This window comes from Oleiphilus messinensis (assembly GCF_002162375.1).
GTDB lineage: Bacteria > Pseudomonadota > Gammaproteobacteria > Pseudomonadales > Oleiphilaceae > Oleiphilus > Oleiphilus messinensis.
Genome location: NZ_CP021425.1, coordinates 5,027,404 through 5,053,975, shown reverse-complemented (window position 1 = coordinate 5,053,975; position 26,572 = coordinate 5,027,404). Strand labels below are relative to the sequence as shown.

General features: G+C 48.8%; 24 protein-coding genes. 13 read left to right on the top strand and 11 right to left on the bottom strand.

From position 1 onward, the window contains the following. Positions 1-39 precede the first annotated feature (39 nt). On the bottom strand, positions 40-933 hold the full coding sequence (locus OLMES_RS21970; RefSeq protein WP_198343079.1) for a LysR substrate-binding domain-containing protein: 894 nt from the start codon (positions 931-933) through the stop codon (positions 40-42). 388 nt (positions 934-1,321) lie between these two features. Between OLMES_RS21970 and OLMES_RS21965 the strand changes: the two genes are divergently transcribed. Next, on the top strand, positions 1,322-3,637 hold the full coding sequence (locus OLMES_RS21965; RefSeq protein WP_087463222.1) for a molybdopterin-dependent oxidoreductase: 2,316 nt from the start codon (positions 1,322-1,324) through the stop codon (positions 3,635-3,637). Positions 3,638-3,671: 34 nt separating this feature from the next. Here the strand turns inward: OLMES_RS21965 and OLMES_RS21960 are convergent, their stop codons facing one another. Continuing rightward, positions 3,672-4,451, bottom strand: coding sequence for a lysophospholipid acyltransferase family protein (locus tag OLMES_RS21960; protein ID WP_157678449.1), 780 nt, complete (start codon positions 4,449-4,451; stop codon positions 3,672-3,674). 219 nt (positions 4,452-4,670) lie between these two features. Between OLMES_RS21960 and OLMES_RS21955 the strand changes: the two genes are divergently transcribed. The 3 genes from OLMES_RS21955 (at position 4,671) to OLMES_RS21945 (ending at position 6,226) form a co-directional block, all read left to right on the top strand. After that, the gene (locus OLMES_RS21955; RefSeq protein WP_087463220.1) at positions 4,671-4,949 is read left to right on the top strand and encodes an ArsR/SmtB family transcription factor; all 279 of its coding nucleotides are present in this window, start codon (positions 4,671-4,673) and stop codon (positions 4,947-4,949) included. 122 nt (positions 4,950-5,071) lie between these two features. Next, a complete protein-coding gene (locus OLMES_RS21950; protein ID WP_087463219.1) occupies positions 5,072-5,740 on the top strand; it encodes a class I SAM-dependent methyltransferase in 669 nt (222 codons plus the stop codon). 45 nt (positions 5,741-5,785) lie between these two features. Then, positions 5,786-6,226, top strand: coding sequence for a thiol-disulfide oxidoreductase DCC family protein (locus tag OLMES_RS21945; RefSeq protein WP_087463218.1), 441 nt, complete (start codon positions 5,786-5,788; stop codon positions 6,224-6,226). Positions 6,227-6,267: 41 nt separating this feature from the next. Here the strand turns inward: OLMES_RS21945 and OLMES_RS21940 are convergent, their stop codons facing one another. The 3 genes from OLMES_RS21940 to OLMES_RS21930 form a co-directional block, all read right to left on the bottom strand. Continuing rightward, the gene (locus OLMES_RS21940; RefSeq protein ID WP_087463217.1) at positions 6,268-8,328 is read right to left on the bottom strand and encodes a sensor domain-containing protein; all 2,061 of its coding nucleotides are present in this window, start codon (positions 8,326-8,328) and stop codon (positions 6,268-6,270) included. 143 nt (positions 8,329-8,471) lie between these two features. Beyond that, entirely contained in the window at positions 8,472-9,557 is a 1,086-nt protein-coding gene (locus OLMES_RS21935) for a lipase secretion chaperone (RefSeq protein WP_087463216.1), read from the bottom strand. A gap of 4 nt (positions 9,558-9,561) precedes the next feature. Continuing rightward, entirely contained in the window at positions 9,562-10,512 is a 951-nt protein-coding gene (locus OLMES_RS21930) for a lipase family alpha/beta hydrolase (RefSeq protein ID WP_087464611.1), read from the bottom strand. A gap of 272 nt (positions 10,513-10,784) precedes the next feature. On the opposite strand from OLMES_RS21930, the gene OLMES_RS21925 reads away from it, so the two are divergent. The 3 genes from OLMES_RS21925 to dinB all read left to right on the top strand — a co-directional run bounded on the left by OLMES_RS21925 (position 10,785) and on the right by dinB (position 13,807). Beyond that, positions 10,785-11,813, top strand: coding sequence for an AraC family transcriptional regulator (locus OLMES_RS21925; RefSeq protein WP_087463215.1), 1,029 nt, complete (start codon positions 10,785-10,787; stop codon positions 11,811-11,813). Positions 11,814-11,942: 129 nt separating this feature from the next. Beyond that, complete coding sequence (locus OLMES_RS21920; RefSeq protein WP_087463214.1) at positions 11,943-12,554, top strand: hypothetical protein; 612 nt, start codon at positions 11,943-11,945, stop codon at positions 12,552-12,554. Between the two features lie 155 nt (positions 12,555-12,709). Continuing rightward, a complete protein-coding gene (dinB, locus tag OLMES_RS21915; protein ID WP_087463213.1) occupies positions 12,710-13,807 on the top strand; it encodes a DNA polymerase IV in 1,098 nt (365 codons plus the stop codon). Here dinB and OLMES_RS21910 read toward each other — a convergent pair. Beyond that, positions 13,791-14,729, bottom strand: coding sequence for a GlxA family transcriptional regulator (locus tag OLMES_RS21910; RefSeq protein ID WP_087463212.1), 939 nt, complete (start codon positions 14,727-14,729; stop codon positions 13,791-13,793). The two genes, dinB and OLMES_RS21910, sit on opposite strands and share 17 nt — an antisense overlap. 125 nt (positions 14,730-14,854) lie before the next feature. Here OLMES_RS21910 and OLMES_RS21905 point away from each other — a divergent pair, with 125 nt between their 5' ends. Further along, positions 14,855-15,340, top strand: a complete 486-nt coding sequence (locus OLMES_RS21905; RefSeq protein ID WP_087463211.1) for a nuclear transport factor 2 family protein — start codon at positions 14,855-14,857, stop codon at positions 15,338-15,340. Between the two features lie 69 nt (positions 15,341-15,409). On the opposite strand, the gene OLMES_RS21900 is transcribed toward OLMES_RS21905, so the two are convergent. The 3 genes from OLMES_RS21900 to OLMES_RS21890 form a co-directional block, all read right to left on the bottom strand. Then, a complete protein-coding gene (locus OLMES_RS21900) occupies positions 15,410-16,258 on the bottom strand; it encodes an RMD1 family protein (RefSeq protein ID WP_087463210.1) in 849 nt (282 codons plus the stop codon). A gap of 127 nt (positions 16,259-16,385) precedes the next feature. After that, on the bottom strand, positions 16,386-16,859 hold the full coding sequence (locus OLMES_RS21895) for a peroxiredoxin (RefSeq protein WP_087464610.1): 474 nt from the start codon (positions 16,857-16,859) through the stop codon (positions 16,386-16,388). A gap of 43 nt (positions 16,860-16,902) precedes the next feature. After that, positions 16,903-17,685 (bottom strand): tRNA-uridine aminocarboxypropyltransferase, encoded by a 783-nt coding sequence (locus OLMES_RS21890; RefSeq protein WP_087463209.1) that lies wholly within the window; start codon positions 17,683-17,685, stop codon positions 16,903-16,905. 148 nt (positions 17,686-17,833) lie between these two features. Between OLMES_RS21890 and OLMES_RS21885 the strand changes: the two genes are divergently transcribed. The 4 genes from OLMES_RS21885 to OLMES_RS21870 all read left to right on the top strand — a co-directional run bounded on the left by OLMES_RS21885 (position 17,834) and on the right by OLMES_RS21870 (position 20,951). After that, positions 17,834-18,307 carry an alpha/beta hydrolase gene (locus tag OLMES_RS21885; protein ID WP_087463208.1) on the top strand — a complete coding sequence of 158 codons (474 nt, stop codon included), beginning with the start codon at positions 17,834-17,836 and terminating at the stop codon, positions 18,305-18,307. A gap of 179 nt (positions 18,308-18,486) precedes the next feature. Beyond that, complete coding sequence (locus OLMES_RS21880; RefSeq protein ID WP_087464609.1) at positions 18,487-18,783, top strand: MerR family DNA-binding transcriptional regulator; 297 nt, start codon at positions 18,487-18,489, stop codon at positions 18,781-18,783. Continuing rightward, the gene (locus OLMES_RS21875) at positions 18,783-20,438 is read left to right on the top strand and encodes an IS200/IS605 family accessory protein TnpB-related protein (RefSeq protein ID WP_087463207.1); all 1,656 of its coding nucleotides are present in this window, start codon (positions 18,783-18,785) and stop codon (positions 20,436-20,438) included. The genes OLMES_RS21880 and OLMES_RS21875 overlap by 1 nt, the downstream gene beginning before the upstream one ends. Before the next feature lie 63 nt (positions 20,439-20,501). Next, complete coding sequence (locus OLMES_RS21870) at positions 20,502-20,951, top strand: hypothetical protein (RefSeq protein ID WP_157678445.1); 450 nt, start codon at positions 20,502-20,504, stop codon at positions 20,949-20,951. A gap of 28 nt (positions 20,952-20,979) precedes the next feature. Here OLMES_RS21870 and OLMES_RS21865 read toward each other — a convergent pair whose 3' ends face one another. Both OLMES_RS21865 and OLMES_RS21860 read right to left on the bottom strand, forming a co-directional pair. Then, complete coding sequence (locus OLMES_RS21865; protein ID WP_087463205.1) at positions 20,980-23,442, bottom strand: DUF1631 family protein; 2,463 nt, start codon at positions 23,440-23,442, stop codon at positions 20,980-20,982. Positions 23,443-23,651: 209 nt separating this feature from the next. Beyond that, complete coding sequence (locus OLMES_RS21860; protein ID WP_087459477.1) at positions 23,652-24,944, bottom strand: IS4 family transposase; 1,293 nt, start codon at positions 24,942-24,944, stop codon at positions 23,652-23,654. Positions 24,945-25,148: 204 nt separating this feature from the next. On the opposite strand from OLMES_RS21860, the gene OLMES_RS21855 reads away from it, so the two are divergent. After that, a complete protein-coding gene (locus tag OLMES_RS21855; RefSeq protein WP_087464608.1) occupies positions 25,149-26,561 on the top strand; it encodes a spinster family MFS transporter in 1,413 nt (470 codons plus the stop codon). The last annotated feature ends 11 nt before the right edge of the window (positions 26,562-26,572 follow it).

Here is a 26,572-nt window from a genome sequence, read left to right as displayed (position 1 = left end):
TCATATGTTGATTTTGAGTAGTGCAACCGCAGATCAAATCTAAGCGCTGAAATCTTTCAAGAGATCCGCCAGCCAGTCATAGAACAGGACAATGGCTGGCCGGTCTTCGATTGGTTTGGGGGCGACCAGCCAATAGCCTACGTCTGAGCGGAACTCAGGGCTGCTCAAGGGCACAAGGTGATTTTTCCCAATAGATTTATTGATAATCGGCAGTAGACCGATGGCAATGCCGAGCCCTTCTTCCGCAGACTTGATTACCGAAAAGTAGGAATCGCAGATTATTTTATCCGCAGGGTCAAGTTCAGGAAGAGCTTGTTGCCAATCCTGTAAATCTTCACGCAGGGATATGATGACCTGTTTTTTCAGAACAGAAGCATCAAAATAAGTCTCGGTGTTCAGGTTATTTTCCGATAGGTATTTCGGGCTACAAACCAGTATCGGGGTGACCGGAAGTAAGGGCCTGCATTCCAGTTCAGGCCAGTTACCATCACCAAAACGAATTGCGGCATCAACGGTATCGTTGTCAAAGTCGACGAGTTCGCTACCCGTGGTCAGTCTTAAATCGATTTCCGGCGCTCGTTTTCGGAATGATAAAAAGTTGGGAATCAGGATCTCTTGCGCGATGTAAAGTGGCACGCTCACTTGCAATATCGGGTTCTTGAAACGCCGTTCGAGGTCATAATAGCTTTTAACATGCATCTTGATAATTTGCTGAACGGTTAGGTAGTAATGCTGCCCCGCAGGGGTTAATTTCAAGCGCCGTTCTGTACGATCAAAAAGCGTTATTCCGAGGTAGTCTTCCAGTGCTTTAATTTGCTGGCTTATGGCCGGAGGCGTCACGCAAAGTTCATCAGCTGCTTTTTTGAAACTGCATAAACGCGCAGCTGCCTCAAATACAGGTAACCATTGAATAGGGGGCGCTTTCGCATGCATAGCGTTTTGTCCTGTCCCGCAATCTAACATGGAGTGATTCCGGGGATATTTATCTCAAGCCTGGCGATTTCTGGAGCGGTGCGCTGCCTGAATAAGCACAGCTTACCTAATAATAAGATATGGTAAATTGCTGAGTAATGCAGGATTGATTAATTTAATCCTCATGTTTTATACGTGATATTTGCCAAGTGTCAAGATATTGCGAATGTTGCAATTAAACCCCACGGTAATCGATTCAGTTCTGGATATTTTGCACAGGCCGGGAGAAATGATAAGAATGGCTTATTTATTCTTTAATTCCAGCTCTTGTTGCGAATTAGCGTATATCCAGTTTCCAGATTACTCTGATTAAAAAACTTCAATTTGATCCATTGAAAAGAGGCTCATCATGGCGGCTCATTCTTCTACTGTGCAGCAGCACCCAAGTGCCTGTATTTTGTGTTCACGGAACTGCGGTATCACCATTACCACAGAAAATGGCCGCTTCACAAAAATAAAGGGCGATTCCGCTCACCCCATGACGGATGGCTATATTTGTCAGAAAGCTGCGCGACTTGAGCATTATCAAAATCATGATGACCGTCTGTCGCAGCCGCTGAAACGTCAACCCGATGGCTCTCATCAACCGATTAGCTGGGATCAGGCGTTATCGGAAATTGCGACCCGGCTTCTGCAGATTCGTGATACCCACGGTGGTGATGCCTTTGCATTTGTCGGCGGTGGCGGGCAAGGGAATCACCTCGGTGGAGCCTATGGTCAGCAAATTCGGCAGGCGATGAAAAGCCGGTATGTGTATTCCGCACTGGCGCAGGAAAAGACTCAAGATTTCTGGGTCAACGGTCGATTGTTCGGAGACCAGCGTTGTCATACCACCGAAGATGTCGAGCATGCCGATTACGTGTTGTTTATTGGCTGCAACCCTTATCAGGCTCATGGTATTCCCAATGCTCGGGATACGTTGAAAGCGCTCAAAAAAGACCCCGACCGAACGATGGTCGTCATCGATCCACGTTTATCTGAAACCGCGAAAATGGCGGATATTCATCTACCGATCAAACCGGGAACGGATGCCTATTTACTGTCGGCCATGCTGGCGATTATCGTGCAGGAAGGATTGCATGACCGGGAGTTTCTGGACCATCATTGTACCGGCTTCGAAGCGGTGGAAAATGAACTCTTGAACATACGGGTGCAAGATTATGTCGCGCTGACTGATCTGAAGCTCGATGACGTACAAAAGGTTGCCCGGGAATTTGCTCGCGCGAGACGTGCCTGTGTTCGAATTGATTTGGGTATTCAGCAAACCTTGAATACCACGCTGAATGCTTATCTGGAAAAACTGCTGTATCTCCTGACCGGGAATTTCGCTCGGCCAGGCGGTAATAATTTGCATTCGTTCCTGCTCCCGATCCTCGGAAATTCCGACGAACGGGCAGCGCAACGGGGCAAAACAATCAAACGCACCGCCCACCACAACATGATTCCCATCGCAGGGCTTTATCCGCCCAATATCCTCCCGGATGAGATCGAGCATGACGGCCCGGACCGACTCCGTGCCATATGGGTGGACAGCGCCAACCCGTTAATGACCTATGCGGATACCCCGGCTTACGAGCGGGCATTCTCCAAGCTTGATCTCCTGGTGGTGGTTGATGTTGCCTACACGGAAACTGCACAGCTCGCAGATTACGTATTGCCTGCTGCATCCCAGTATGAAAAGTGCGAAGCGACCGGGTTCAACCTCGAATTTCCATCCAACTTTTTCCATTTGCGCCATCCGATATACAAACCTTATGGCGAGAGCTTGCCTGAACCTGAAATCTATACCCGCCTGCTGGAACATATGAAAATGATTCCAACCCGTTTTCCGGTACTGGAGCGGGTGGCTAAATATGAGCCGACTCAAGCGAATTTTCAGCTGTATCTGGCGGCGTTGATGGGGGCATTGAAGATGAATAAATCATGGCTGCGTTATGCACCCTCTATTTTGTATCGCACGTTGGGTCGAGCGTTACCGGAAGGCATCGCCGCCTCCGCGTTGCTGTTGCCCCTGGCCATTGATTACGTAAACAAGCATGAAGATGCAGTCAAACGTGCAGATATTAGCGGCGGACGTTTCTCCCTTGGCGCGAACCTGTTTAGAAAAATCATTGAGAGTCGCTCCGGTACGATCATCAGCACCCATGAATTCAAAGATATTTGGCGCTTTATCAAAAACAAGGATCGCCGAGTTCATTTGGCGATTGAGGAAATGTTGGCAGAGCTCCGTACTTTGGGGCAAGACACAGGATCAAAAGAAGAGGATGGTTCCTTTATCCTGATGGCCGGGGAACGCCGTAGTTACAATGCCAACCAGATCTATCGTGATCCGGCATGGCGAAAGGTGGATAAAGACGGCTCCTTACGCATTCACTCTCAAGATGCTGAAACACTGGGCGTCATAACCGGGGACCGGATCGAAGTCCAATCGAAAAATGGTTCTATAGAGGTCATTGCCGAAGTGGATGATTCCGTTCGTCTCGGCATGGTCACACTGCCACATGGCTATGGTATGCGTTATCAAGGCGGCGAACGACAGGGGCCCGCGTTAAACCTGCTTACATCCAGTGAACACTGCGACCCATTCACGAAAACCCCTTACCACAAATATGTGCCGGTTACGTTGAAAAAAGCGGTCAGCCCTCCGGCGGAATCCTGTGCGTAGGTGGTGTTTGAATGGGCTTGTGTGATACCTGGCCTTAATCGTTGCTTTTCAGTTCACGCAATCGGGATGTTATCGAGGTGCGGACTTGCTCACGGATCTGCCAGACTTGGTCATCATCGTTGCTGTCACATTGACGGGTTTCGATGGGCGGGCAGAATGAAAAATGGAACGGAATCCGTTTAGGCAGTGGGCCAATGCCTTTGGCGATCGGCATGATCTCCTCGCCACCGCGAAACAGCTTTTGTACCAGTCTGGACTGCCAAAGGCGCGCTGGCGTAATGCGTTCCCAGTCATTGGCGTCCCAGAGAATGTCGTAGCATTCTTCGGCACCGACGGCCGCAAAAGGTAATATGGTATAGTTGTGACTGGCTGCCAGTTTGGCGAAACCGGCGCGTTGTTTCCAGATAAGTTGGTAGGCTTCGCCCTTTCGTTTGCAGACCTCTCTGGCACCGCCTGGAAATACGAGCAACGGTTCTTGTTTCTGCATTAGATCCGAGCAGACTTTGCGCGAGCCCTCCACAGCCCCCAAGTACCGGAGCAGGTGTTTCCAGGCGGGTATTCTGAAGTGAATCCGGTCTCCCAAGCCTCTTAAGTATAATCCTTTGTGTTGATAAATTGCGTTGACCAGCAAGGGAATATCGATCAGGCCGTAGATCGTATGGTTACCGACAAGTAATATCCTGGAATGATTCGGGAAGTGTTCCCAGCCGGATACTGTGGGCGTGAACCAGGCTCGTCCAGGATAGGTGCCTAATTCTACCAGCTTGAGGGATGGGGGGATGTAGTTACTGTTTGTGTGATTATTATTTTCCACTTGATTTATCTTACCCCAGTGTCTGTTGATGTTTGATACTCTACCACAGTTATCTCCACAAGTTTGTCTGTAAAGAATGTCTTGACCTTGTCATCCTGCTCAAGCTAACATATCGGAAATGTCCGATATAATACTCGGTTATCGACGTTACACAATCAAATTACATCGGTAATACTGGAACACCAGATAGTAGAGGTATTCTTTTTGAGCTCGTCCGAAATGGCATCTGAAATTTGCAGTTTTCTGAAATCCCTGGCCAGTGAATCCAGATTGAAAATTTTGATGGTCTTTATGGACGGGCAGGAGCGAACCGTGAATCAAGTATCGGAAGCTGTGGGGGTTGGGCAATCCACTTGCTCGGAGCATTTGATGATTCTGAAACGAGCTGGAGTAGTACGGTCTGAAAAACGAGGAAAAGAAGTAATATACTCCCCGGATCGAGCAATGATTACGAATAAACTGGATGAGCTCAGTCAGTTTCTCAAGCAATGTTGTTAAGCATGTTGTAAAGCAAGCCAAGCCCGAAGGCGGGCCACCCTGGGAAAGGCGATTACGCCTTTTTTTACAATTAACATATCGTCATATGGCGATATTAGAATATATTAAAATAGAGGAAGAGCATGTTGAATGAAGCCAGACTCAGTAAATCAGATGTTGTTAAAACTTACACAGGAAATGCAAAAATCTATGATATTTGGGCTTATTTTACGGAATCGAAGGCAAGAAACCGCGCGCTACAGTTAGCGGCCCCTTTCGGGGCGGAACAAATACTGGAAGTTGCGGTTGGCACCGGCCTGACATTTGCCGAGTTGGCAAAGCTCAACCCACAGGGTCATACCATCGGCGTGGATCTCACGCCTGCGATGCTGAAAAAAGCGGAGCGTCGTCTGCAGAAGCTGCATCTGGATTCCGGGTCTTTGGACAAGAGCTACCAGTTGGCGTTGGGCGATGCTGAACAGCTTGAGTTTGAGTCACACCGATTTGATTTAGTGGTGAATAACTATATGTTTGATCTCCTGCCTGAGGCTCGATTTGCATCTGTACTCGCTGAATTCAAGCGGGTATTAAAACCTGATGGGCGCTTGATTTTGACCAATATGGCCGTCGGCCGTTCACATTGTGAACGACGGTATGAGCGACTCTACCAAATCAATCCGAAATGGATGGGCGGGTGTCGAGGCGTACAGCTTGAGCGCTATTTGGAGAGATCAGGATTTGTTGTACAGGATTATGAATATCTGAGCCAAAGCTGCTTTCCATCGGAAATTATTCGCGCCAGGCCTCGATAAGCGGTATGCTCTGAAATTCTATCGCAATATATCGGAGACGCCACCATGCCTGAGCTCAAGACACTTCCGCCGCACCTGACTGCTGCTGATAGAGTGATTTTGTTTGATGGTGTGTGCCGCTTATGCGCGGGGTGGAGTCAGTTTATTTTACGATATGATCGAGACGCCCGATTCAAGCTCTGTAGCGTTCAATCACCTGAGGGGCAGGCAATCCTGCGGCACTTTGCTTACCCCACAGATAAATTTGATACGATGCTGTATGTTGAAGCAGAGTCCTGCTATGAACGGAGTGATGCGCTGTTACGTATTTTGCAGCAACTTCCCCGGCCCTGGAGCGGGTTATCGGTCTTGCGCTGGATTCCTGGACGTGTTCGAGATTGGGGGTATAACCTGATTGCCCGAAACCGTTATCGGCTGTTCGGACGTTTAAACGCTTGTCGTGTTCCCCCGCCCGAGTACAGGCAGCGATTTGTAGAGCACATTTGAGGTATTGGTGTTTTAGTAAAGGGCGACTGTCAGCGTTAACTTTAATGTGAACAGCTTGATGGTGCTGTTCCATGCTGCGGTGTATTCCATAGTTGTTCGATCACATCGGGCATCACCGGTTTGCTATACAGGTACCCCTGTACCTGATCACAGCCCTGATCTCGCAGGTAGTCCCGCTGTTCCTGCGTTTCAACCCCCTCCGCAATGACTTTCAGGTTAAAGCTGCGCGCCAGAGCGATGGTTGCCTTGATGATGGCGACATCATTCTGATCGATCATTAAATCACGGACAAAATCACGATCGATTTTAAGTTTATCGAGGGGAAAACGTTTGAGATTAATCAGCGATGAGTGGCCCGTGCCGAAGTCGTCGATTGACAAGTAAATACCCATTTCATGGAGCTTTCGGAGATTCTGGTAGGCAATTTCCTCATTGTCGATAATCGCACTCTCGGTAATTTCGATTTCTATTCGGGAACCGGGGAGGGCGTAAAAATGCAGGGTGTCGCGCAGGTTTTCACAGAACCTGTGGTCTACAAGTTGTCGCCTGGAGACATTAATGGCGATAGGAAATGCGGGAAGACCTTGTTCATCCCAGTACTTGATCTGCTGGCAGGCAGCACTGATGATCCAGTCTCCCAGCGGCTTGATCAGACCAGAGCTTTCTGCCACCGGGATAAAAACATCCGGGCCGATATAACCCTGCTCAGGGTGTTGCCACCGGATCAGGGCCTCGACACCAATCATTCTGCCTGAACTGATATCAAATTGCGGTTGATATACGAGATGAAACTGGCTCGATTTTAGGGCTTGTTTCAGGCTGATTTCCATCGAGAAGAATTTGAAGGCATTTGCCGTCAAATCCTGAGTGCAGTATTGATAGGAGTTACCCTCCTGATTTTTAGCCTGGTACATGGCCGCATCCGCATTTTTCAGCAGCATCTCTGCATTCTCGGTATCATCCGGGAAAATGCTGATACCAATACTGGTGGAAATGTCCAGCGTATATTCCGCAAGGACAAAAGGGGCTTGAAAAACGGCAATGATATTTCGGGCGATCAACGTGGCATCTTCGGGTCGTTTTAGACCTTCTGAAATGACCAGAAACTCATCGCCACCAAAGCGTGCAAGTGTGTCTTCCTGTCTTTGAACGCAGGTTAACCGCTGGGATACTTGCAACAATAATTCATCGCCCATTTGATGGCCAAGATTGTCGTTTACGACTTTGAACCGATCAAGATCCAGGAAAAAGAGCGCGACCAGCGTTTTATTTCGATGTGCACGCACCATGGCCTGTTTGAGCCGATCAGTAAACAGCACGCGATTTGGTAGTCCGGTGAGTACGTCATGTGTGGCGATATGCTCGAGTTGTTCACGAGACCGTTTGATTTCGGAAACATCTGTCAGCAGTGCCGCATAGTGCACGCTTTTTTCAACCGGGTCACTGATTGTTTCCAGGGTCAACCACAACGGGTATTGTGTTCCATCAATACGGTATCCAACAATTTCACCCATCCAGCGACCTTGCTCTGTGACCGTACCCCAAAGCGTGTCACTTTCTTTTTCGTCGGTACAAATATAGATCGGTGCTTTATTTAGCAATTCTGCTTCCGAACAGCCCGTCATTTGCCGATAAGCGCGATTGGTGGTAATGATTTTACGCTGGTCATCCATGATTGCAACGCCTTCCCGTGCGGCTTCTATGACGTTGGATATCAAACGGTCATGGCGCATGACCTGCTTCTTTTCCGTAATATCCATGGCTAAAAAAACAACCGTGCGTTTATTGTTTACGGAAAAGTTTACCGGAGTAATCCTGCCCTCGAAATAGCGCTTACCGGCCAGTACCTCCAGTTCGTATTCGATCGTGATCAGCCGTTGACTGTGCAGTGCCTCCTGCACTGCGGCATAGAATGTATCAGCCTTTTCCTTTGGCATTACATCATGCATTGTTTTGTTTAAAACCGTTGCTTTGGTGTGGTAGAGCAACTCCTCGTTCCCGGTTACCACTTCAAGGTAGCAACCCTCTTCATCGAGCAAAAACAATATGTCTGGAAAAACACTGAAGATGGCTTGTAGCCGGTTGACCGGAATACTCTGCATAGTGCCATTAAGCTCATCAGGCTGAAGGGGGAGTCATAAATTTCTATCGTCATATTTGACAATAGTTCAGCGATCAAAAAATGTCCAAGGCAGGGCCGGAATAGCTTGTTCCGGCTTGTGTGTTCGAGTGTTTTTGGACGGTTCTAATTTGTACGATTGTGTTGATCATGCCTATGTTCGAATGCGATAACCCGGTTCATTTCCTGAGCTTCGAACTGTGAGGCGCGGGCCTCTTTTACAGCACGTTGCCGGGCGTCATGGTCGAGCTGTGACTGGTTTAACAGGGATTCCCGTTGTGTGAGCCAATTGTTGATGCGCTGCTGGAATTGCGCACGTTTCTGATCTAATGCTTCAAGGCGGTCGGCAGCCTCTACACCAACCATTTGCTCTCGTAATAGCCTCACTTCAGCCTGGTTTGCACCTTGCTCCTCCAGCTCGGACGTGAGTTGTTTGAGATCCTGGTAAACACTGACTGCGTTCAGCTGAGACTGGACAAATTCGGGCTGACCGGTGCGCAACACATCAAGTTCCCGGGCCTTATCAATCTGGTTTAATGTTGTGTTTTGCAGAATGCGAATTCGTGCGATGGTATAGTCAGCCCAGCTCTCGTCATCCTGAAAAAATGCCTGAGCCAAGGTATCACCGAGATACTGTTCACGAAGGGCCTTGAGTTCTTGCTGCTGTTCCTGCAACCGCTCTGGATCAATCTGGTCAGGTGTCACTCCGCCATACTGCTGTAAGGTTTCCAGACTTTTGAGGTAACTGATGTAGCGGTCCAGTGCCGCAATAGACTGGCTTAATGCAGGCTCGGGGAGTGCTTGGTTGAGCATTGCCAGGATACGCCGTTGGATAAGCTCCGGATTTTCTTCTCCCAAGGTGCTGAGGTAATAGTCAAAAACATCCCGAAGCCCCCGGTTTAGGATAAGTTGTCCATTTCTATCAACCGCTAAGCCGTCCGGCACGGAAGTGCCTTGCAAAGACTTGGGCAACGCTGGCAACTGTTGTACTGTTTCCGATTCGCGATGTTGCTGATTGGCGCGTGGCAGTCCGGCGTGACCGGGTCGCGGAGCCGGGGGCAGTAACTGAGAGTGTGCCGTGATATCGAGTTGTTGCGCTTTCATCGGTTTCTGCGATGTCTTTTCTGATCCGTCAAGGCTGATAATCAGGGCAATAATCAATGGGGCGAGGATCAGTGGCAGCCAACGCTGCCACCGTTTTATTGGACCCATGCTCTTACAAACCTGCGTTTTTCAGGCGGTTTGCGTGATTGCGAAAGACTACGACAGGATCCGTTTCCAGCCAATAGGTCAGACCCAGAACCTGGTTCACTTCATCCAGGTGGTTCATTCGATAGGTGTCCCGGATGACCTGCCCAAGGTGGCTACTGCAGCGTCCGACCAGACCGTCGTTTTCCGGGTCAGCGGTGCCGATAAATGCCGCGCTTGAAGCGAGTAAGGGGAGGTCGATGGGATCAAGAATATTGGTTGCCGGGCGGGTCCCGCTCCAGGAGTAGTAGCGAATATTGTTTACCACATAGTCCCCTTCACCACAGGCTGTGGTGGGAATACCGGCCGGAAAACGGGCATTGAAGTCTGCTGCGCCTGCAGTCGTCAGTGAATGCAAACCGGCAAGGGAATCCTGTTCCAATAGTTCACCGGCACCCAAGCCTACCAATGCACCGAAGCCATTGACGATGGACGCAATCGCAACAGACAGGTCCGGCCCGACCACTTCAGAAGCAAGTTTGACCACATCCGCTACGGGGGAGCCTTTATTTGGACCGCCCACCGAGGTTACCGATGCGATTCGGTCCGGTAAGGCTGCAGCGACATACCGGGCGGAGTGGCTACCATGACTGTGGCCGATTAAGTTGATTTTATCTGCTCCTGTAATGGCAAGTATTTCTTCCACCTGTGCCAGAAGTTGCTCGCCCCGTTCTTCTGAAGACTGGAATGCCGCTACCTGAGTCAAGTGCACATCGGCCCCCCGTGCGGACAAATCAGTCGGTATACCATACCAGTAGTCCAATGGCCCGATTTGATCAAAGCCAGACATACCATGGGCCAGAACAATCGGATACTTGGTTTTTGCATAGGATGTGTCTTTTTTAAACCAGGCGAGCGCCGGGTTCGAAAAGATGAAGATGAGTGTCGTAGAGAGTAGTAGCTTGATTATTGTTTTCATTTTTGATTCCCGATCTAAATTATTGTTATCAAAATTCAGGGCGTGCCCTGTGATGAGGAAAATGTGTGAACCCTGTCCGGGCAAGGCCAGCCAGTTCACGGCTATAGTGCATCGATACGCTGGCTGGAAACAGAATTAAAAGAGTCAATCAAGTTATCAAATTCGGACAGGTGGCGTTTACAGGTTGGAGTCCGGCATGCGGCTGTCAGGATGATCGTTAAACTGTCAGGCTCTGATTTTGGAACTCGGAAAAATCGAGAGTGGTATAAGTCATGACAATAAAAACAGCACCTTACAAAGTGGCGAAAGAATTTGTACAACAGTTAGTCTGTTTTGCTCGAGAGCAAGGAATGCCGGTGGATACCGTATTGTCCCGTGCAGGTATTGAACTCGGTGCACTTGAGGGCCAGCCTGCATATGTTTCGGGACCCATTCTGGAGCGGTATCTGGCGGCGATGCTGAAAATGGTTCCCGATCCTTTACCCGGGCTGTATGCATCACGCTGGCGAGTTGCCACCTTCTTTGGTCTGGTGGGCTTCCTTGCACAAACGTCCAGTACCCTGGGGGTTATGTTGAATACCCTTGTTCAGGTTGAACCGTTGGTCGGGGACACGGGCAAAACCCGGATTCACCATGTTCCCGGCGAAATTGTGGTGAGCTGGCATTGTCAATTTACCAATCCTGATGTGTTAAGCCACGCCTCCGATTTTATATTGTCTACCTTTGTTGGCTGTATCACATCTGCCGCCCGGCCAGGTGTTTCGGTCGTTCGCTCGGTGCATCTACAGCATGCAGCGCCTGAGCAAGCCGAGTTACTGCAACGCTATATTGACGTTTTTGGTTGCCCCGTTTATTTTGGCGAATCTGAAAACCGGATCGTATTACCCAATGATGTGTTTGATTTACCACTCCCGGGTGCCGATCCGCAACTCCATGAAATGCTGGAAAATCACGCTAGAAAACTCATGGAAGAGCGCACAAAAGCCAGTCGTTTTGTTGATCTGGTACGTTCCCGCTTGCACCAACAACTGCAAGCGGGTGCGGCATCCCGCGAAGCATTGGCCGCCGAGTTTGGGATGAGTGGGCGGACGCTGCATCGAAAGTTGCAGGATGATGGCACATCCTACCGTGAGATTCTGGATGAGCTGAGGCTGCAACGGGCCCGTAAATTGTTGGTGGAGTCCGACTTGTCGATTCAGCAAGTCGGAGAGTTGTCCGGATTCGACGAAGGCCAGTCTTTCACGCGCTGGTTCAGGCAGCTTACGGGAAACTCCCCTTCAGAATTCAGGCATCGTTGTTGATAATCGAGTCCAAGATGGCTACACGTGCACGTACCTCAATCAGTTGCATGGAACAAGACCAACTTTCTGGTGTTTCACTTGATGATTTAGAATTATTACAAATCGTTATGAACCGAAAAGGAGTTTTGAATGCATAAAAAATCAACTTATTTGACGCTCGCCCTCAGTTGCTTTTTCTTCCAAGGGTGCGCGACACATAAACTTGAGCGTGAAATTGAAGGTTATACAGGTATTCTTATTTTAACAGCTATTGACTTACGAATGCCGCATCCGCAGTTTGAATGGTACGCTCGCGATAGAAGTGAGGAACCCAAGAAAGGTCAATTCTATATCACTCCTGCTTTAGATGGTTGCAAAGAAATTTATCTATATGTCAGACAGTTCTCCAAGTTGAATGTTGCTGATGGGGATGAGCAATTTTTGGAAAAAATTTGGCCGGATGGCTTTGAATACTTCAAGCAGCATGCAGAAGATTGTGGTATTTTGGTTGGAACATCTCATTTAAATAAGGGGCCAAAAAACGATGAGCATGGTCCAAAAACGACAAGTTATGCAGAAATAGTTTTCTACACCAAACAGGGAGAGGTTCATCGTGAGCGAACGCCTGATCTTTCCAAACCAAATTTGAAATATCTTCTGCCATTTGCTTTTATTTATGATGCGGTCACTGGCCCCCTACAATTGATGTTTCCTGCTATATATGGAGCATTGATGTTTTTCGATCTCAATCGTTATAGATAATATTAAGAGGTAACGGCAAAATACACCTGTCAAATTCTGTCTAAGGGAACTCTGATCTCAGAATCGTGTCACCGAATGATGTGTTTGATTTTTCGCCACTTGTTGAGGCATCGTTGTTGATTTTCAAGAATTAAAGTGGAGGCCTTTGGTTTTCCTTGCGAAAGATAATTCATATTGATGCGGATTCGTTTTATGCTTCGGTGGAGATCCGGAATCAGCCGCAACTGGCGGATCAACCTGTTGCAATCGGTGGTAGCCCGGATAAAAGGGGCGTTGTAGCGACCTGTAACTATGTTGCTCGAAAGTTTGGTGTGCACTCGGCGATGTCTTCGGCACGGGCGCTTAGCCTTTGTCCTGATCTGATTTTCTTGCGTCCAAATTTTCCATTGTATAAGTCGGTTTCCGCCGAAATGCATGAAATATTCCGGCGGTATACCGATCAGATTCAGCCCTTGTCTCTGGATGAAGCCTATCTCGATGTGTCCGGTGTGACCTTGTGCCAGGGGAGTGCGACGTTGATTGCGGAGAGTATTCGGAGCGCGGTGCACAATGAGCTGAAAATTACAGTTTCTGCGGGGGTGGCACCTAATAAGTTTCTGGCCAAAGTCGCCAGTGACTGGAACAAGCCAAATGGATTAATGGCGATTCCACCAGACAAGGTAGCTGAGTTTGTGGCGCAGTTACCTGTGCATAAAATTAACGGTGTTGGAAAAGTAACGGCTGCAAAGATGAATCGAAATGGCATTTATACCTGCCAGGATCTGCAGCGGTACACTTTGCCTGAACTGGTCGAGCTGTTTGGCAGTCACGGTGTCTCGTTGTTTGATTATGCCCGGGGCGTTGATAATCGCCCCGTATCAATAAGTCGCTTACGAAAATCGTTATCTGTAGAGCGTACGTTCAATCAGGACATCAGTGATCTGAATGTGCTGCAAACCCGAGTGGAAGACGTATTCGTTGAACTGACGAACCGTTATGGCGGATTGCAAAGCAGATACTCGGTAAGCAAGCGCTTTGTGAAGGTGAAATTTTCCGACTTTACCCGCACAACGATGGAAGAAAGTCTGTCGTCAATCGATAGCCAAAGTAAACCTGAACCCTGGCAAAACCTTGAGGCATTTAAACGACTGGCACGGTCTGCGGTGGAACGCCAGACCAAAGCGGTCCGTCTTATCGGGCTCGGTGTTCGGTTGATACCGGTTGAATCTGAAGCTGCCGCCCGGCAACTGGATCTGTTTACGAACCTCGAATGACGCTGAGGGTTTTGCTATTCTGCGATCGATACGCCTGCGGGGTAATATTCATCTGCTGTTTAAAAAGCTTGCGAAAGTAAGCCACATCTTCGTAGCCAATCTGGTGTGCGACTTCCTGTACCGTGCACGATGGTTTATCGTTAAATATTTTCTTGGCTTGCTCAATTCGTAGCCTTTGTTGATACACGTTTGGCGTTATTCCGGTCGCGGCTTTAAAACGCCTTAGAAGTTGTCGCTCGCTGAGAGCGTGCCTTTTCGCAAGATCCGGTATAGAAGGCATGGTTTTCCAGTGTTGCTCGAGATCATGCTGCACGGCCAGAATTTTTTCATCAGTGTGGAGCTTGTAGAGTTGCAGGTCGACGAAGTGCTGCTGGTTTGACCGCACCGGTTCAAGCATCAGTAATCTGGCACATTGCTCTGCGGTAGCATGGCCAAAATATTCCTGAACCAGTGCAAGACACAAATCCTGATAGGCGAAAGCGCCACCTGAACACCAAAGTTGTCCGTCGCGGGTCACCATATGCTCAATTTCCAGCTTTACGTGGGGGTACCATTGCCGAAAATGAGGCGCCATTAGCCAGTGTGTGCTTGCTTTGCGCTGGTCGAGCAATGTGGTTTCCGCCAGAAGAAAGGCTCCCGTGCAAATGGAAGCGATAGCAGCCCCCTGCGCATAGCGATCTTTGAGCCAGTGTACCGCCGTTGCCAATTCAGTGATGAATGAACGACTACGGATCATACCCAAAGCACTGACAATCACCAGATTGAACTCAGTAACCGGGAGGTTATGTAATTCGTCTACCGAAACGAGTTGAATTTGAGTTGCTTTACCGGATTGCAGGCTCGCAAGTTCGAGGATTTCCTGTGGCCCGTAGAGCGTCGATTTCGGAGTTCGCGTGCAGTGTAAAATAGCAATGTTCAGCATCGGTCTGTTATTTTTAATTGAATGTCGGATATGTCTACTATTGTAGTCTGATTCGCCACTATTCCGATACGCTAATGATGACTAAACTACAAGCACATGTGATTTAAACTTTAGCGAGGTGATGAATGGCAACGGCTTCTGATGTAAATACGGCTTTGGTTTCGAGGTTATACGAAGCCTTTAAAAAACTGGATGCCGAAACAATGGCTTCTTGCTATCACCCCGAAGCACATTTTGAGGATGAAGTATTCAAATTGACGGGGACTGATATCGCTGACATGTGGCGCATGCTCTGTGCTCAAGCGACCGGCTTCGAGTTGCACTATTCAAACGTCAAGTGCGATGAAATCACCGGCTCTGCCCATTGGGAGCCATCCTATGATTTTTCAGTCACCGGTCGTCGGGTTCACAACGTAATTGACGCTGAATTCGAGTTCAAAGATGGCCTGATTTATCGCCATCGCGACCGTTTCAGTTTTTGGCGCTGGAGTCGACAGGCATTGGGCATGCCGGGGATTTTGCTCGGATGGAGCGGGTTAATTCGCAACAAAGTCAAACAAACTGCCAATGCTAACCTGCGCCGTTTTATTGAAAAATCGCGTCGTAAGTGACTCCTAATATTTGGATTAACCTCCGTGTGTCACAGCTTGAGTTAACCTCGCAGGTTGAATTTGTGCTGTTTAGAGCCCGGTAGTGGTTTGCGATGTTGTTGTCTGGGCCTGAGCTGCATGGCTGCTATAGAGCGACTGAATTTCCTGTGCACCAAACATCACAATTTCGATGGCAATCAATATGATGATGATCCATTCCAGAAAAGCTGAGTGTTGGTGCTTTTGTTCATCAGCGAGCATCTCAAACAGTTCGTGGATGGTTTCCAGTTTTTTGGACAACAGCTCGACTCGCTGATGAATCTCGAGATAGCGAGCGGCTATGCTGTAGAGTTCTTCGTACTCTGGATATTCCCAGAAAAATTCCGGCGTATCCAGAAGACCGTAGTGCAGGATAATGTCACTCTTGGTACTGAACAGCCTTCCTCTAATTTGCGCGATCTGTTTCCGCCCCAGATTAATTTTGCCCGTTTTAGCCAATGCTTCCGGCAAATGGGCGTGGTCGTGAATTGTTTGCTGGGCGTGAGCCTCGTATTCCGTGAGTTTTAAAGATTGAGCCAGGGCGTGGCTAAGCGCCAGACGAACCAGAGGGTCATCGTCAACCAGAATAATCGTATCCCGGTAAATCCGAACGCGGTCTGTCTCTGTTGCGAAGCGAAAATGTTCCTGGTGTTCACCGTTAATTTGATGGCTTTCAATTTGTAAGCGATTAAGCAGTGCCTGCCGCTCGTCTTCGGCTACACCCCAGAACACAATTATTCCATAATCAAATAACCAGGCCTCGCCATGGGGCAGTGCGAAGTGGACCGCATCCCGATAGCGAATACCCCGTTCAGTGCTCAGCTTCTCTTCATCAGAAAGATGTGCAATTGCATCCGGTGATAGGTGCAGGCTGGAAACTCTGTCATTACAAAACGCCATCTATCTATACTCGCAGGTAAATTCCATTGTTAATAACTGCTGATTGTAGCGCCACTCATGATTTAATATTAGTGGCGCCTGATGAAAGTTTTTTGTATTGACGATCAAACTTCTTCAGGTTTGCCGCTCAGAGCAGTGCCAGTAATGTTTCCGCTTTGCTTGCTTCGAATTCTTTGGGTTGCTCGACATTCAGCGTCGTCACCACACCCTTATCGACAATCATGGCATAGCGTTGAGAGCGCAGGCCGCCAAATGAGCCTGTATCCATTTCCAGTCCAAGTGCTTTGGTAAATTCGCCATTTCCGTCTGCCAGCATGATAATTTCTTCAGCATTTTGCGACTTGCCCCAAGCGTTCATGACAAAGGCATCATTTACGGAAATGCAGATAATACTGTCCACACCTTTGGCTTTCAGTTTGTCCGCGTTTACAACGTAGCCCGGCAAATGCGCTTCAGAGCAGGTTGGTGTGAACGCGCCGGGAACGGCAAACAACACGACTTTTTTATCGGCAAACAGCTCTGTGGTCGTGGGATTTTGCATGCCTTCAGTGGTGAGTAGTTGAAATGTGATTTCGGGTAGTTTCTCGCCTGTTGTTATCATGGTGTGCTCCTGAATGGGATAGTTGATTTCTGCGAATGACGGCTTACAGGTTTCGCCCGCGTACATGGGCCCTTATACTCGCGTATCGTTCCTGGAACAAATTAAAATAGTCCTGTAACGCCTCGGCTGCAACTCTTTCATTTGCCAATCTCAAAACTTCAACACCCACTTCGGCTGTGCATAATTGATGTGTGTGAGCCGCTTCCCGTAAAACGTACGTAGAGCCCTCATCGGGTTGGATGCCGAGTACGGGCAAGTTGGCGAGGTAGGGGCTTTTGAACATTTTCTTGGCTTCACGCCAGGTCCCATCCAGAACGATAAACAAGGGAATCCTGCCGGATACAACGGCAACATGTTCCATCGGGTTATGAATGCAGCGTCCGGCTTCTGCGTACTGGTGCGGAAAAATTAAAATGGGCGTATAACGCTCATCTTCCAGCAGTGCCAGTAATGCCTTATCTGTTTGAGTGCGTTCCCAAAGGAATGCGTAATTATCTGCAACAACATCGGCAATTAACCGGCCGGTATTGCTAGGCTTGTACACTTCGCCTTTGTACATGATAAAACAGAATGCACATTGCGTTTGCAGCATGGGGCGTGCTCCGCAGATACAGAGGTGTCGCGCCAGCAAACAATCCGGGCAGCGCCGCAATCGACTGCCTCTGGCGGAAAATTTTCGTTGCGAGCAGGCGAGTTCCTGAAGTCTCAATTTCGCAACCGCGTTCGGATGGCGGGCCGAGTTTAGAGGCGGGTTCTCAGTCTGTTCTGGCTTGGATATCGCCTTAACTGGATCGGATATCGTCTTAACTGGATCGGATGCGCTCATGGGGCCTTGTTTACCGGAGGGACTCTCATTTTAGGCGCTATTGTAAGTATTTTGAGGTTGCGGGCAATTGCTATTGGATAATCGTGCATTTGTATGGGTAAATACGCACCTGAATTGGCAGTATTCAACGAAAATAGGAGTAGACGTAATGCCCATGTCCTGGGATCAACGACACATCAGAAAGGCCGAGCAGAAACGCTTGCAACAGTGGGGGATTGCAGAGGGAAATTGTACGATGTCGTTTGTGCCAGCTCATGATGGCTGGCAATTGGCCGTCTCGGGGTATTCGTCACAACCCACTAAGGGCTTGCCCGTTTTGCTTTGCCATGGCATGGGGGCAAACCGGCTTACCTTTGACCTCGACGCTGATATATCGCTGGCGCGCTATCTGGCTGCACAAGGGTACGATGTGTACACGGTGGATTTGCGCGCGCATGGGAAAAGTGAAAAGCCTTCCTGGACCGGTCGCCGCAAATGGAATTGGGGCTTTAATGACTACGTGTATCAGGATTTGCCAGCCGTGATCGATTTTATTCTTGCAGAAACCGGTCAGAAACAGTTGAACTTTGTGGGGCACAGCATGGGGGGGCATCCTGTTGTATTGCCTGGCGGCGCTCGGTGATCAGCGAATTGCGAAAGGCATAACCATCGGATCTTCTCTCGATTATAGTGGCACTGCAACGGTATTCAGACATTTAATGAATATCAAGGGGCTTTAACAGTTAACGAAATACTTGACTAAACCTACTCATATACAGTAGCTTGTACAGTATTATTTTCTCATGGATGGAGGTGATGATCATGGCTGAATTTCTATCGATAGGCGCTGCCGCTTTTCTGCTGGGTGTGGCCGTTTCCACCCTTCGTCGCTGGGAAAAAGACTCACGGTTTTTTTCAGATTTCCGTACGCCTGGTGGCCATCGTCGTTACGCGCTTGATAAACTTTTAGCCTTTTGCGGTCAGTCGACTGCTGATAAGCAACGCAGAACGATCTGTTATGCACGCGTCTCTTCTCATGATCAGAAAAAAGATTTGCAAACGCAAATTGCTCGCTTGCATGGTTCACGTAGTCGTAAAAATCAACGAGCCGTCGCCTAGTGGATACGCCAACGAAAACACTCACCTTTGAAACCCGGCTTAATTTGATTCATGAGCAGGATGCGGCATTGTGCCACTATGCCGAGCTGTGGAATCAAGTGAAGTTTCGTTGGTTTGCTAACTTACAAAAGCCTAAAGCCCAGCAATTGAGTCGTACCCAGTTTATGCATGAAATGGGGATGCCGTTCAGCTATCGGGTGTTTCAAGGCGTCCGGCAAAGCATTAAAGGTTTAATCCAGTCTTACCAAACCAATCGAAACAACCGGCTGGTGACGCTGGAAGTTAAAATCAAACAGCTGGAGAAAACGCTCAACAAACTAGAGAAGCGCTGTGATCATGTTGCAGAGAAAGGCTGCCCGCAACAGGCCAAAAAACTTCGCAACACACTACGACAGAAGGAAGTGAAACTGCATCGTTGGCAGCAAAAGCAGTCCGCCTTGGTGGCCGAAAAACAGGAAAATAAAACCCCCATTTGTTTCGGCGGTCGAAAGCTGCTGAAAGAGCGACAAACACTAAAATCCAATGAAGGGATAAGGGATTGGCAATGTCGCTGGCACGAAGCGCGACACCGTGAATTTCTATTAGTGGGTTCTCATGATGAATCCTGGGGCTGTCAAAATGCCCAGCTATCGCCCAGTGAGCAAGATGATGCTTACCAGCTAAAACTCCTGGTACCCCATCAATTACGCGCTACGTTCGGCACGACCATTAACATTGATTGCCTGAAATTCAAGCATGGTAAGACGGCTATTGCCCAAGCCGTCTGGCAGAATCAGGTTAAAAAACTCGATAAATCAATCAAAGGGCAACCCCTGAGTTTTCGATTTAAGCGAGACAAAAAAGGTTGGCGGTTACTCGTTAGCGTGGAAGTGGCAGGACCAACAGAGCAAGCAGAGTGGATCGATGCTGATCAAGGTGTCATTGGTGTGGATGTCAACCCGGATCACTTAGCGGTCGTCGAGCTGGATCGGAACGGTAACCCACTGCAACACCGAACGTTTGACTTACCGTTACACTATAAGAATGATGCTCAACGGGCGGCCATTATTGGGGATGCCGTACGAGACCTGATGGACTTTGCCGCACAGCAAGGTAAAGCGGTGGTGATCGAAAAGCTGGATTTTCAGCAGAAGAAACGGCAATACCAAAAGCAGGATCATCCTCAGTATGCCCGCATGTTGAATGCCTTTGCTTACGGCAAGATCAAGGACTTGCTTGAAACGCAAAGCATAAAACGCGGCATACGCCTTTATCACGTCAATCCGGCTTATACCTCATTACTGGGGCGGATGAAGTATCGCGATCGACACGGTTTTTCAGATCACCATGCGGCCGCGTTAGTGATTGGTCGTCGGCATTATGGCTTTAAAGAAAAGCCGCCAAAACAACTCATTGGTATTAACGCGAAGGGTACCGTTAAGGCCGAGCATCCGCCTGTAAGGATGGCGCTCGGGGATTATCAGTATTACAACAAACTTCAGCGTTGGTACCAACCACTCGAAACATCATTAGATTTTCTGAGTGGCTGGCGTCACTTTCGTCGTGTGAATCGGGTTAGTTACTCCGTTGAGGCTCGCCTTGATGGTAGACCGGGCATGAGTCCCGACTTGATTCAGGAAAGCACTACCTTGCTTTCCGCGCACCCTGCGCTGTAGGGATAGGCTCGTTTAAACCATGAGTAGGTTTAAGCAGGTTTATGAAAACGGTTATGCTACGCTTTGCCTGCAATCCCCATCCATTGGCCTTCAATTGCCTCGGGGTGGGGGAGTCAGTTCACGCGTAAGGCTATCGATCCGGTGTTGGTGTGTCCAGAGAATATTGAACTGGATCGCTACCGTAAATTGGCGGCGGTTTGCTTACACCCCGTGAGTGGGCGGGTCGTGCTGGATCTTGCCAAAGCGATTTCCGGGGATGGCATCACGACACCAAACGGTGATCACTACCATGCCTTGTTGCAACAGCTTGGGTACGGTTTCCCGATTCTGTCACTGGCAGGGAGTGCAGATTTGCAGTGCCCACCTGAGGCCGCGGCTCGTTTTGGTACCGAGCATCGTATCTTTGGGCGTGCCTATGGTGAGCAGGTTGATTATGGGCATGATGATCTTGTACTCGGCAAATTTGCGCCGGATGAAACCTGGCCTGTTATTCTGGAGTGGCTGGATCGCTGATTAGGTCGCTGGTCATCGAGAGGATCTGTCATGGTGTCGGCATCTGAGCCATCGATAATTTCATTACATAACGGAATGCACTCTCCAACGGAATCGGCGTATCCAGCAGTTTGGCGTAACCCTGTTCCAGGTCTGCTTGGACATGTTGAGTGCTGCGTTCGAATTGCTTATCGCCTTCCCAGTTGAAAAAAATATATTTGTCCAGAGGGGAAAAGTGGAACATGTATTTGCACATTTGCATATTATTATCGACCCAGTAAGCAAGCCATTGTCCAGGCTGTAATGTATCCTGTGAAACGCTCGGTGGGAATGGTGCCGGGTCGGTGTGGTCTGCTCCGATCAAGCTTTTTTCCCGGTAGGCTTCTTGCGTCTCATTTTTGATTTTTTGCAGCAGATACGTGATGGTTTGGCTGTGGCTCAAATCTTCATCTGTTAGTGTCCGGCCATCGACTCCACCGGTGATCAGTTTCTGTATTTCGGTGATTTGTTTAACGATCAGCGACTGAATATCCAGTGCGATATTGTGCTTTTTGAAAAAGGTGTTGAGCTTGATAAGCAGTTGCGGCAGAGCACGTAGTAGTTTGTGCTTGTCATGTTCGTCCGCATTGGCTTGGGAGGTCCAGAGCAGTGCGGTAAATAATTGGCTGGTGACCCGCCACTGTTCACCGTCTGCCCCGCCGGACAGGTAGGATTCGGCGAGTACCTGTCTTAGCGCGGTATGCAACAACTCATGAAATGCCAGACGATGTGATACGCTTTTTAAACGGGTTTTGATGAATGCGTCAGCGGTTTTAAACGCAAGATAGCGTTGTTTTTGGGCGGCGAGTTCCAGCAGGGTCTTTTTCTCCTGCTCTTGAATCCGACTGCGTTCTGATACGATAAAGTTCAGCAGCGTGTGCTGTATCTGGGCAAAGTGTTCTGCCTGTCTGTCTGCCTGTCTGTCTGCCTGTGTGCGTGCCTCTGCCTCGGTGCCGATATCATCGCTGCGACCGTCACTGTAGGCCCGAACCACTCGGAACAGTTGTTTGATAATACGTTTGTCACCGGGATTCAATCCATAACTTAAATAAGTCAGGCCGTCGAAAAGTGATTTTCCCGGGTGCATACTCTCTTTCAGGAAGGCTTTGTCAGTTAGCGCAAGACGGACAAACGCGATCCGCAGGGAGTTCAGGTAACGGGCAATTCCGGGGTGAAACTCTTTCTCGATATAATTCAAGGCATGGTTGACCAGTTTGATACAGCCTTCCTGGTAGGGCGATATGACACAAACTTCGAGGTCGTTGCATCGGCTTTCAAGATAGGCTCTGAGTTTCATGACCCAGTCGCTGTCATCACGGAGTACTTCGAGTTGAATGTTGGCCAGTATTTTATCCAGTTGTTTGGTGGATACGGAAATGATGGTCCGGTCTTCCTCTGTGTGTTCAGATAATCCATCGTAATTAAGCCTGGATGTAAATCCGGCATCAAACGTTAATGTATCCGGCACGGGGTTTTGTCTGAGCCAGGTTTCAATGTCTATAAACGTCTCTTTCGCCGAAATGTATGGCGGGGCAGCTGAGTCGTTTTTGTTTGTTGGATGACCGTTTGGATTGTTGCGCTGCTGCCCAGTCTCACTTCCAGTGTTACCAGGTTGCTCCTGAGTAATCCGTTCTGCGTCTATCTGCAGGGGATTCGCAGAATCGCGCTGAGTGCGCGCCTGTAATTGCGCGTCCGAAACTGCCTGAGCCCTTTTTTTAGTTGCAGGTTTGGCGGTGCTTCCGCCGAAACCAATGTCAACTGGCATGACTTCCAGTGTTGTAATGTTGAGGGATCGGGTTTGGGCTTGTTGCATTGCCAACTCGATACTGAACGTTTGAAAGATATCAATCACTTCTTTGTAAAGTGGTGCCAGATTATCGAAAAGTTCCTCCCGGAAGAGATGAAATACAATGCTTCTCGCGGTTCCCTTGAACTTCCCCAGTGTTAGAGCTTGCTCCAGGCACTCGCCCACCCGTGTGGGAGATAACGGGTGAACGAGCTGTTTCACCCGGGCTGAACTGTAAGCCTGCACAATGCCACTGGTAATTGGTATGAGCAGGTACTCACAGCTCTTCATCGCGCTTGCAACCATGCTCTGAGTATCGATTTTTTCCTGGAGTGCATCATCATCGACCAGGCTTAGATGGGACAAGTCCAGTTTGCTGGGTGCGACGGGTTTAGGGGCTGCTTCGGGCATTTCGATCTGTTTCTGGAAATCACTAAAAGACCGTATCAGGGCTTCAGCAAATGTCTTTGCAATTTCTTCCTGGTGATCTTTGGCATCTTCGATCGCGAAGACGCAATTTTCTTTGACATCCATATTGTTGGAACACCGTGCTTCATCCCTCAGGCTCTGTTCGATGCGCTGGTAAGCGGACGTAAAGCGCTTGCAAAGTCCCGCGTGAAAAATATGGTACACGTTGTCCATTACCGGTGGAAGATCTGCAATTGATGTATAGGTTGTGTCTGCCATTAGCGGGTTTACGTCTCGTTGTTCTGGAATAGTTCAAGTGTAGCCCATTCATTTTATCGGGGATAAAATCCTTGGTTTCCCAGATCCATATTTGCTGGCTAATAGAATCGAGCATGTTGCGGCCAAAAAAGGTGGGGTATAAGGCCAGTCATTAACTTTTTTGTGGCCTGCCTGGCTATCCCTATTTCATAGGTAGAACATTAAGCCACCTAACAGAGCTGTAGACCCAAACTGAATTTACCCGAATCACAGTCTCTTTTGGGGTGAGCACGTCCAGCATAACGCCCAAGAAAGTTAATCAATTTGCGCGCATTGAGCTTAGTTGCTTTTCGGTCAACGCGCATGATGCCGAGCATCGTATCGCAAAAAGTCACTGTGCAGCACATCGCAGCTTTTCGAGTGGATAGCACTTTGCCGAGTATGCGTTGTGCGCTGTGGCAAATAAAACGCTTCATGAGTGCCGCCGTAATCGCCGCCCAGATTAGCCCGGTTGCTATTGATTCCTTGCCGGTATCAAAGCACCGTAGATTGGCATAGGATTTCCACTCTTTGAATAACAACTCGATTTGCCAGCGAAGCCGGTAAGCCTCACTCACCTCGTCCAGAGAAAACTGCTCTTGAGGAAGGTTGGTTATCAGCCAGGAGAATTTCTTTTCCCGCTTGATCCAACAAGCAACCAATCTTGCGGTGATTGTGTGCTTTCCTTTTTTCCAGGAAACAATTAATTCCGTACGTTGTCGCTTGAACAGCTTGCCTTGCACTGTTTTCAGCGGCTTTCCCTTCACGTGCTTCAGCATTTTTCCATCTTCTCGATAAGCAGCCTCGACGACTGGATTAATGTTGTTCTTACACCGCGCGATATAAAACCCTCCAGTATCCTGCAAGTTCTGAAACCACTCCAGATCGAAGTACCCCCGGTCAAGCAGCAACAAACACCCGGATAGCGTTTGGGGCTCAGGGAGGTAGTCCCGCTCGCTGGCGGTATCGGGGGTCAACGAGATAGAACAGGGCTGATCTGCTAGAAGATCCATGGTCACTTGAAGTTCAACAGCGGCAGGGCTGATGGTTTTGAAACGACCAGGAAACGATTTCTTCAACGAGTCCTTCACAGCAAACGAGCTGCCATCCTGAATCAGAATCTGTTTGAACTGATGAAAAGAGTGGCCTTCTGGAAAAGCCAGAGAGGGTTGCAACCAATCTGTGAGGAGTGATGACAGTACTTCGCGCATAAACTCAGGAAACTCGGGCTTCGAAAATTGATTGTGAAAGGCCCGATAAGAGATATTGCTCTCCGACCACTCGCAGTACCGCCGCTGAATGTCTGCCACACTTTCTATGGTGCTCGAGGCCATCACTGCAACCAGGCATGTGACTAGATTAAAAGGCGTAATTCGTCTCTGCCGCACACAGAAATCTTCTTGTTTAGCGATTTCAGTAATTTTTTCTGGGTTGAGGGAATGGGTGAGTTTTTCAAGAAATGTGGTAAATTTACGCTGATTCATTCTGCTTTAGGGTCGGTAGTGTGTTTGACGACTAACAATCTACCTTATTGCAGGATGAATCCATATTAATATCATCAAGTTACCCTGCTTTTTTGCTTAATGTTCTACCTATGATCCCTATTTAGCCTTAGTACTTCAAAAACCGGTTCCGCTGACAAACATAAAAAAGAATCCCTTTCATCGGGTTTCATGCAGGGCATTTATATGGCAAATCAATCTGAACTTCATCTGTCGCCTGGAGACCTCTCTGGCAACAAGCAATCAACCACAACAATTCCGGAGACAATTATTCCCTGCACTCAGAGTGAGTCCCCCCAGGCCGCGAATGCCTGGAAAGTGCTTTTTTTGTTGTTTCTCGCGAATTTGTTGAATTTTTTTGATCGTACGATTCCGGCGATTGTGGTTGAGCCGATTCGTCTGGAATGGGGCTTGAGTGACTTGCAGTTGGGGCTGATCGCTGGCGCGTTTACATTGGTCTATGCTGTGGCAGGTATTCCATTGGGGCGTTTGGCTGACCGTATTTCCCGCAAAAAAATCATGGCATGGGGATTGGTGGTGTGGAGCGGGTTTACGGCGTTAAATGCAGTTGCCTGGAATTATGTTTCCTTCTTTATGGTCCGGATGGGGGTCGGGGTAGGTGAGGCCAGCTATGCACCGGCGGCTAATTCATTGATCAGTGACCTGTTCCCTCCGGAGAAGCGTTCAAGAGCGACGGGAATATTTATGTTGGGCTTGCCTTTGGGGCTGGTTTTGGCATTTTTCACTGTCGGGGCAATGATCACCGCATTTGATAGCTGGAGGGCGCCTTTTCTGATCGCAGCGGTGCCGGGGATTATTCTGGCAATTGCCATGTTTTTCATCAAGGAGCCTGAGCGAGGTCAAAGCGAGCAGCGAAAGTTAGCCGATGACGTGGTTGCAAATCCGATTAGAAAGTTGCTCAAAATACCCACTTTTTTCTGGATAATTCTATCCGGTGTGACGATTAATTTTGCCGCTTACGCGGGGAATGGCTTTCTTGTTCCGTTGTTGCAGCGCTATTTTGAGATATCCCTGACGCAGGCGGCACTGTGTACCGGTGTGATTGTCGGGATAACCGGCTTGATAGGGCTGACGGCTGGTGGTTGGTTGGCGGACAAAGGCCATCAATTTTCCCCGCGAGGGCGTTTGTCAGTCGGTGCTGTGAGTCTGGTAATTGCGGCTCTGGCAACGGCTGGTGCGCTCTATTTCAGTAACCACTCACTGGTTGCATTTGTGGTGCTTTTCGGTTTTGGCTGGCTGGCACACTATAATTATTACACCAGTGTTTACCCTACTATTCACGATATTGTGGAGCCCAGGTTGCGCTCCACAGCAATCGCAGTGTACTTTGCAGGTATGTATCTATTGGGGGGGGCTTTCGGGCCAATCGTTGTAGGTGCACTGTCGGATCAACTGGCGCAATATCACATGACCTTGGCGGGCCAGTCTGAAATGACCGAAGTGTTCAAGGCTCAGGGATTATATGATGCGATGTATCTGATTCCCGTTGCGCTATTGCTTACCGGTTTGTTTATCTGGCAGGCTAGCCGCCATATTATTGCGGATAAAGAAATCCGAACCCCGGGGCAAAGCGCTTAAGTTCTTCAATG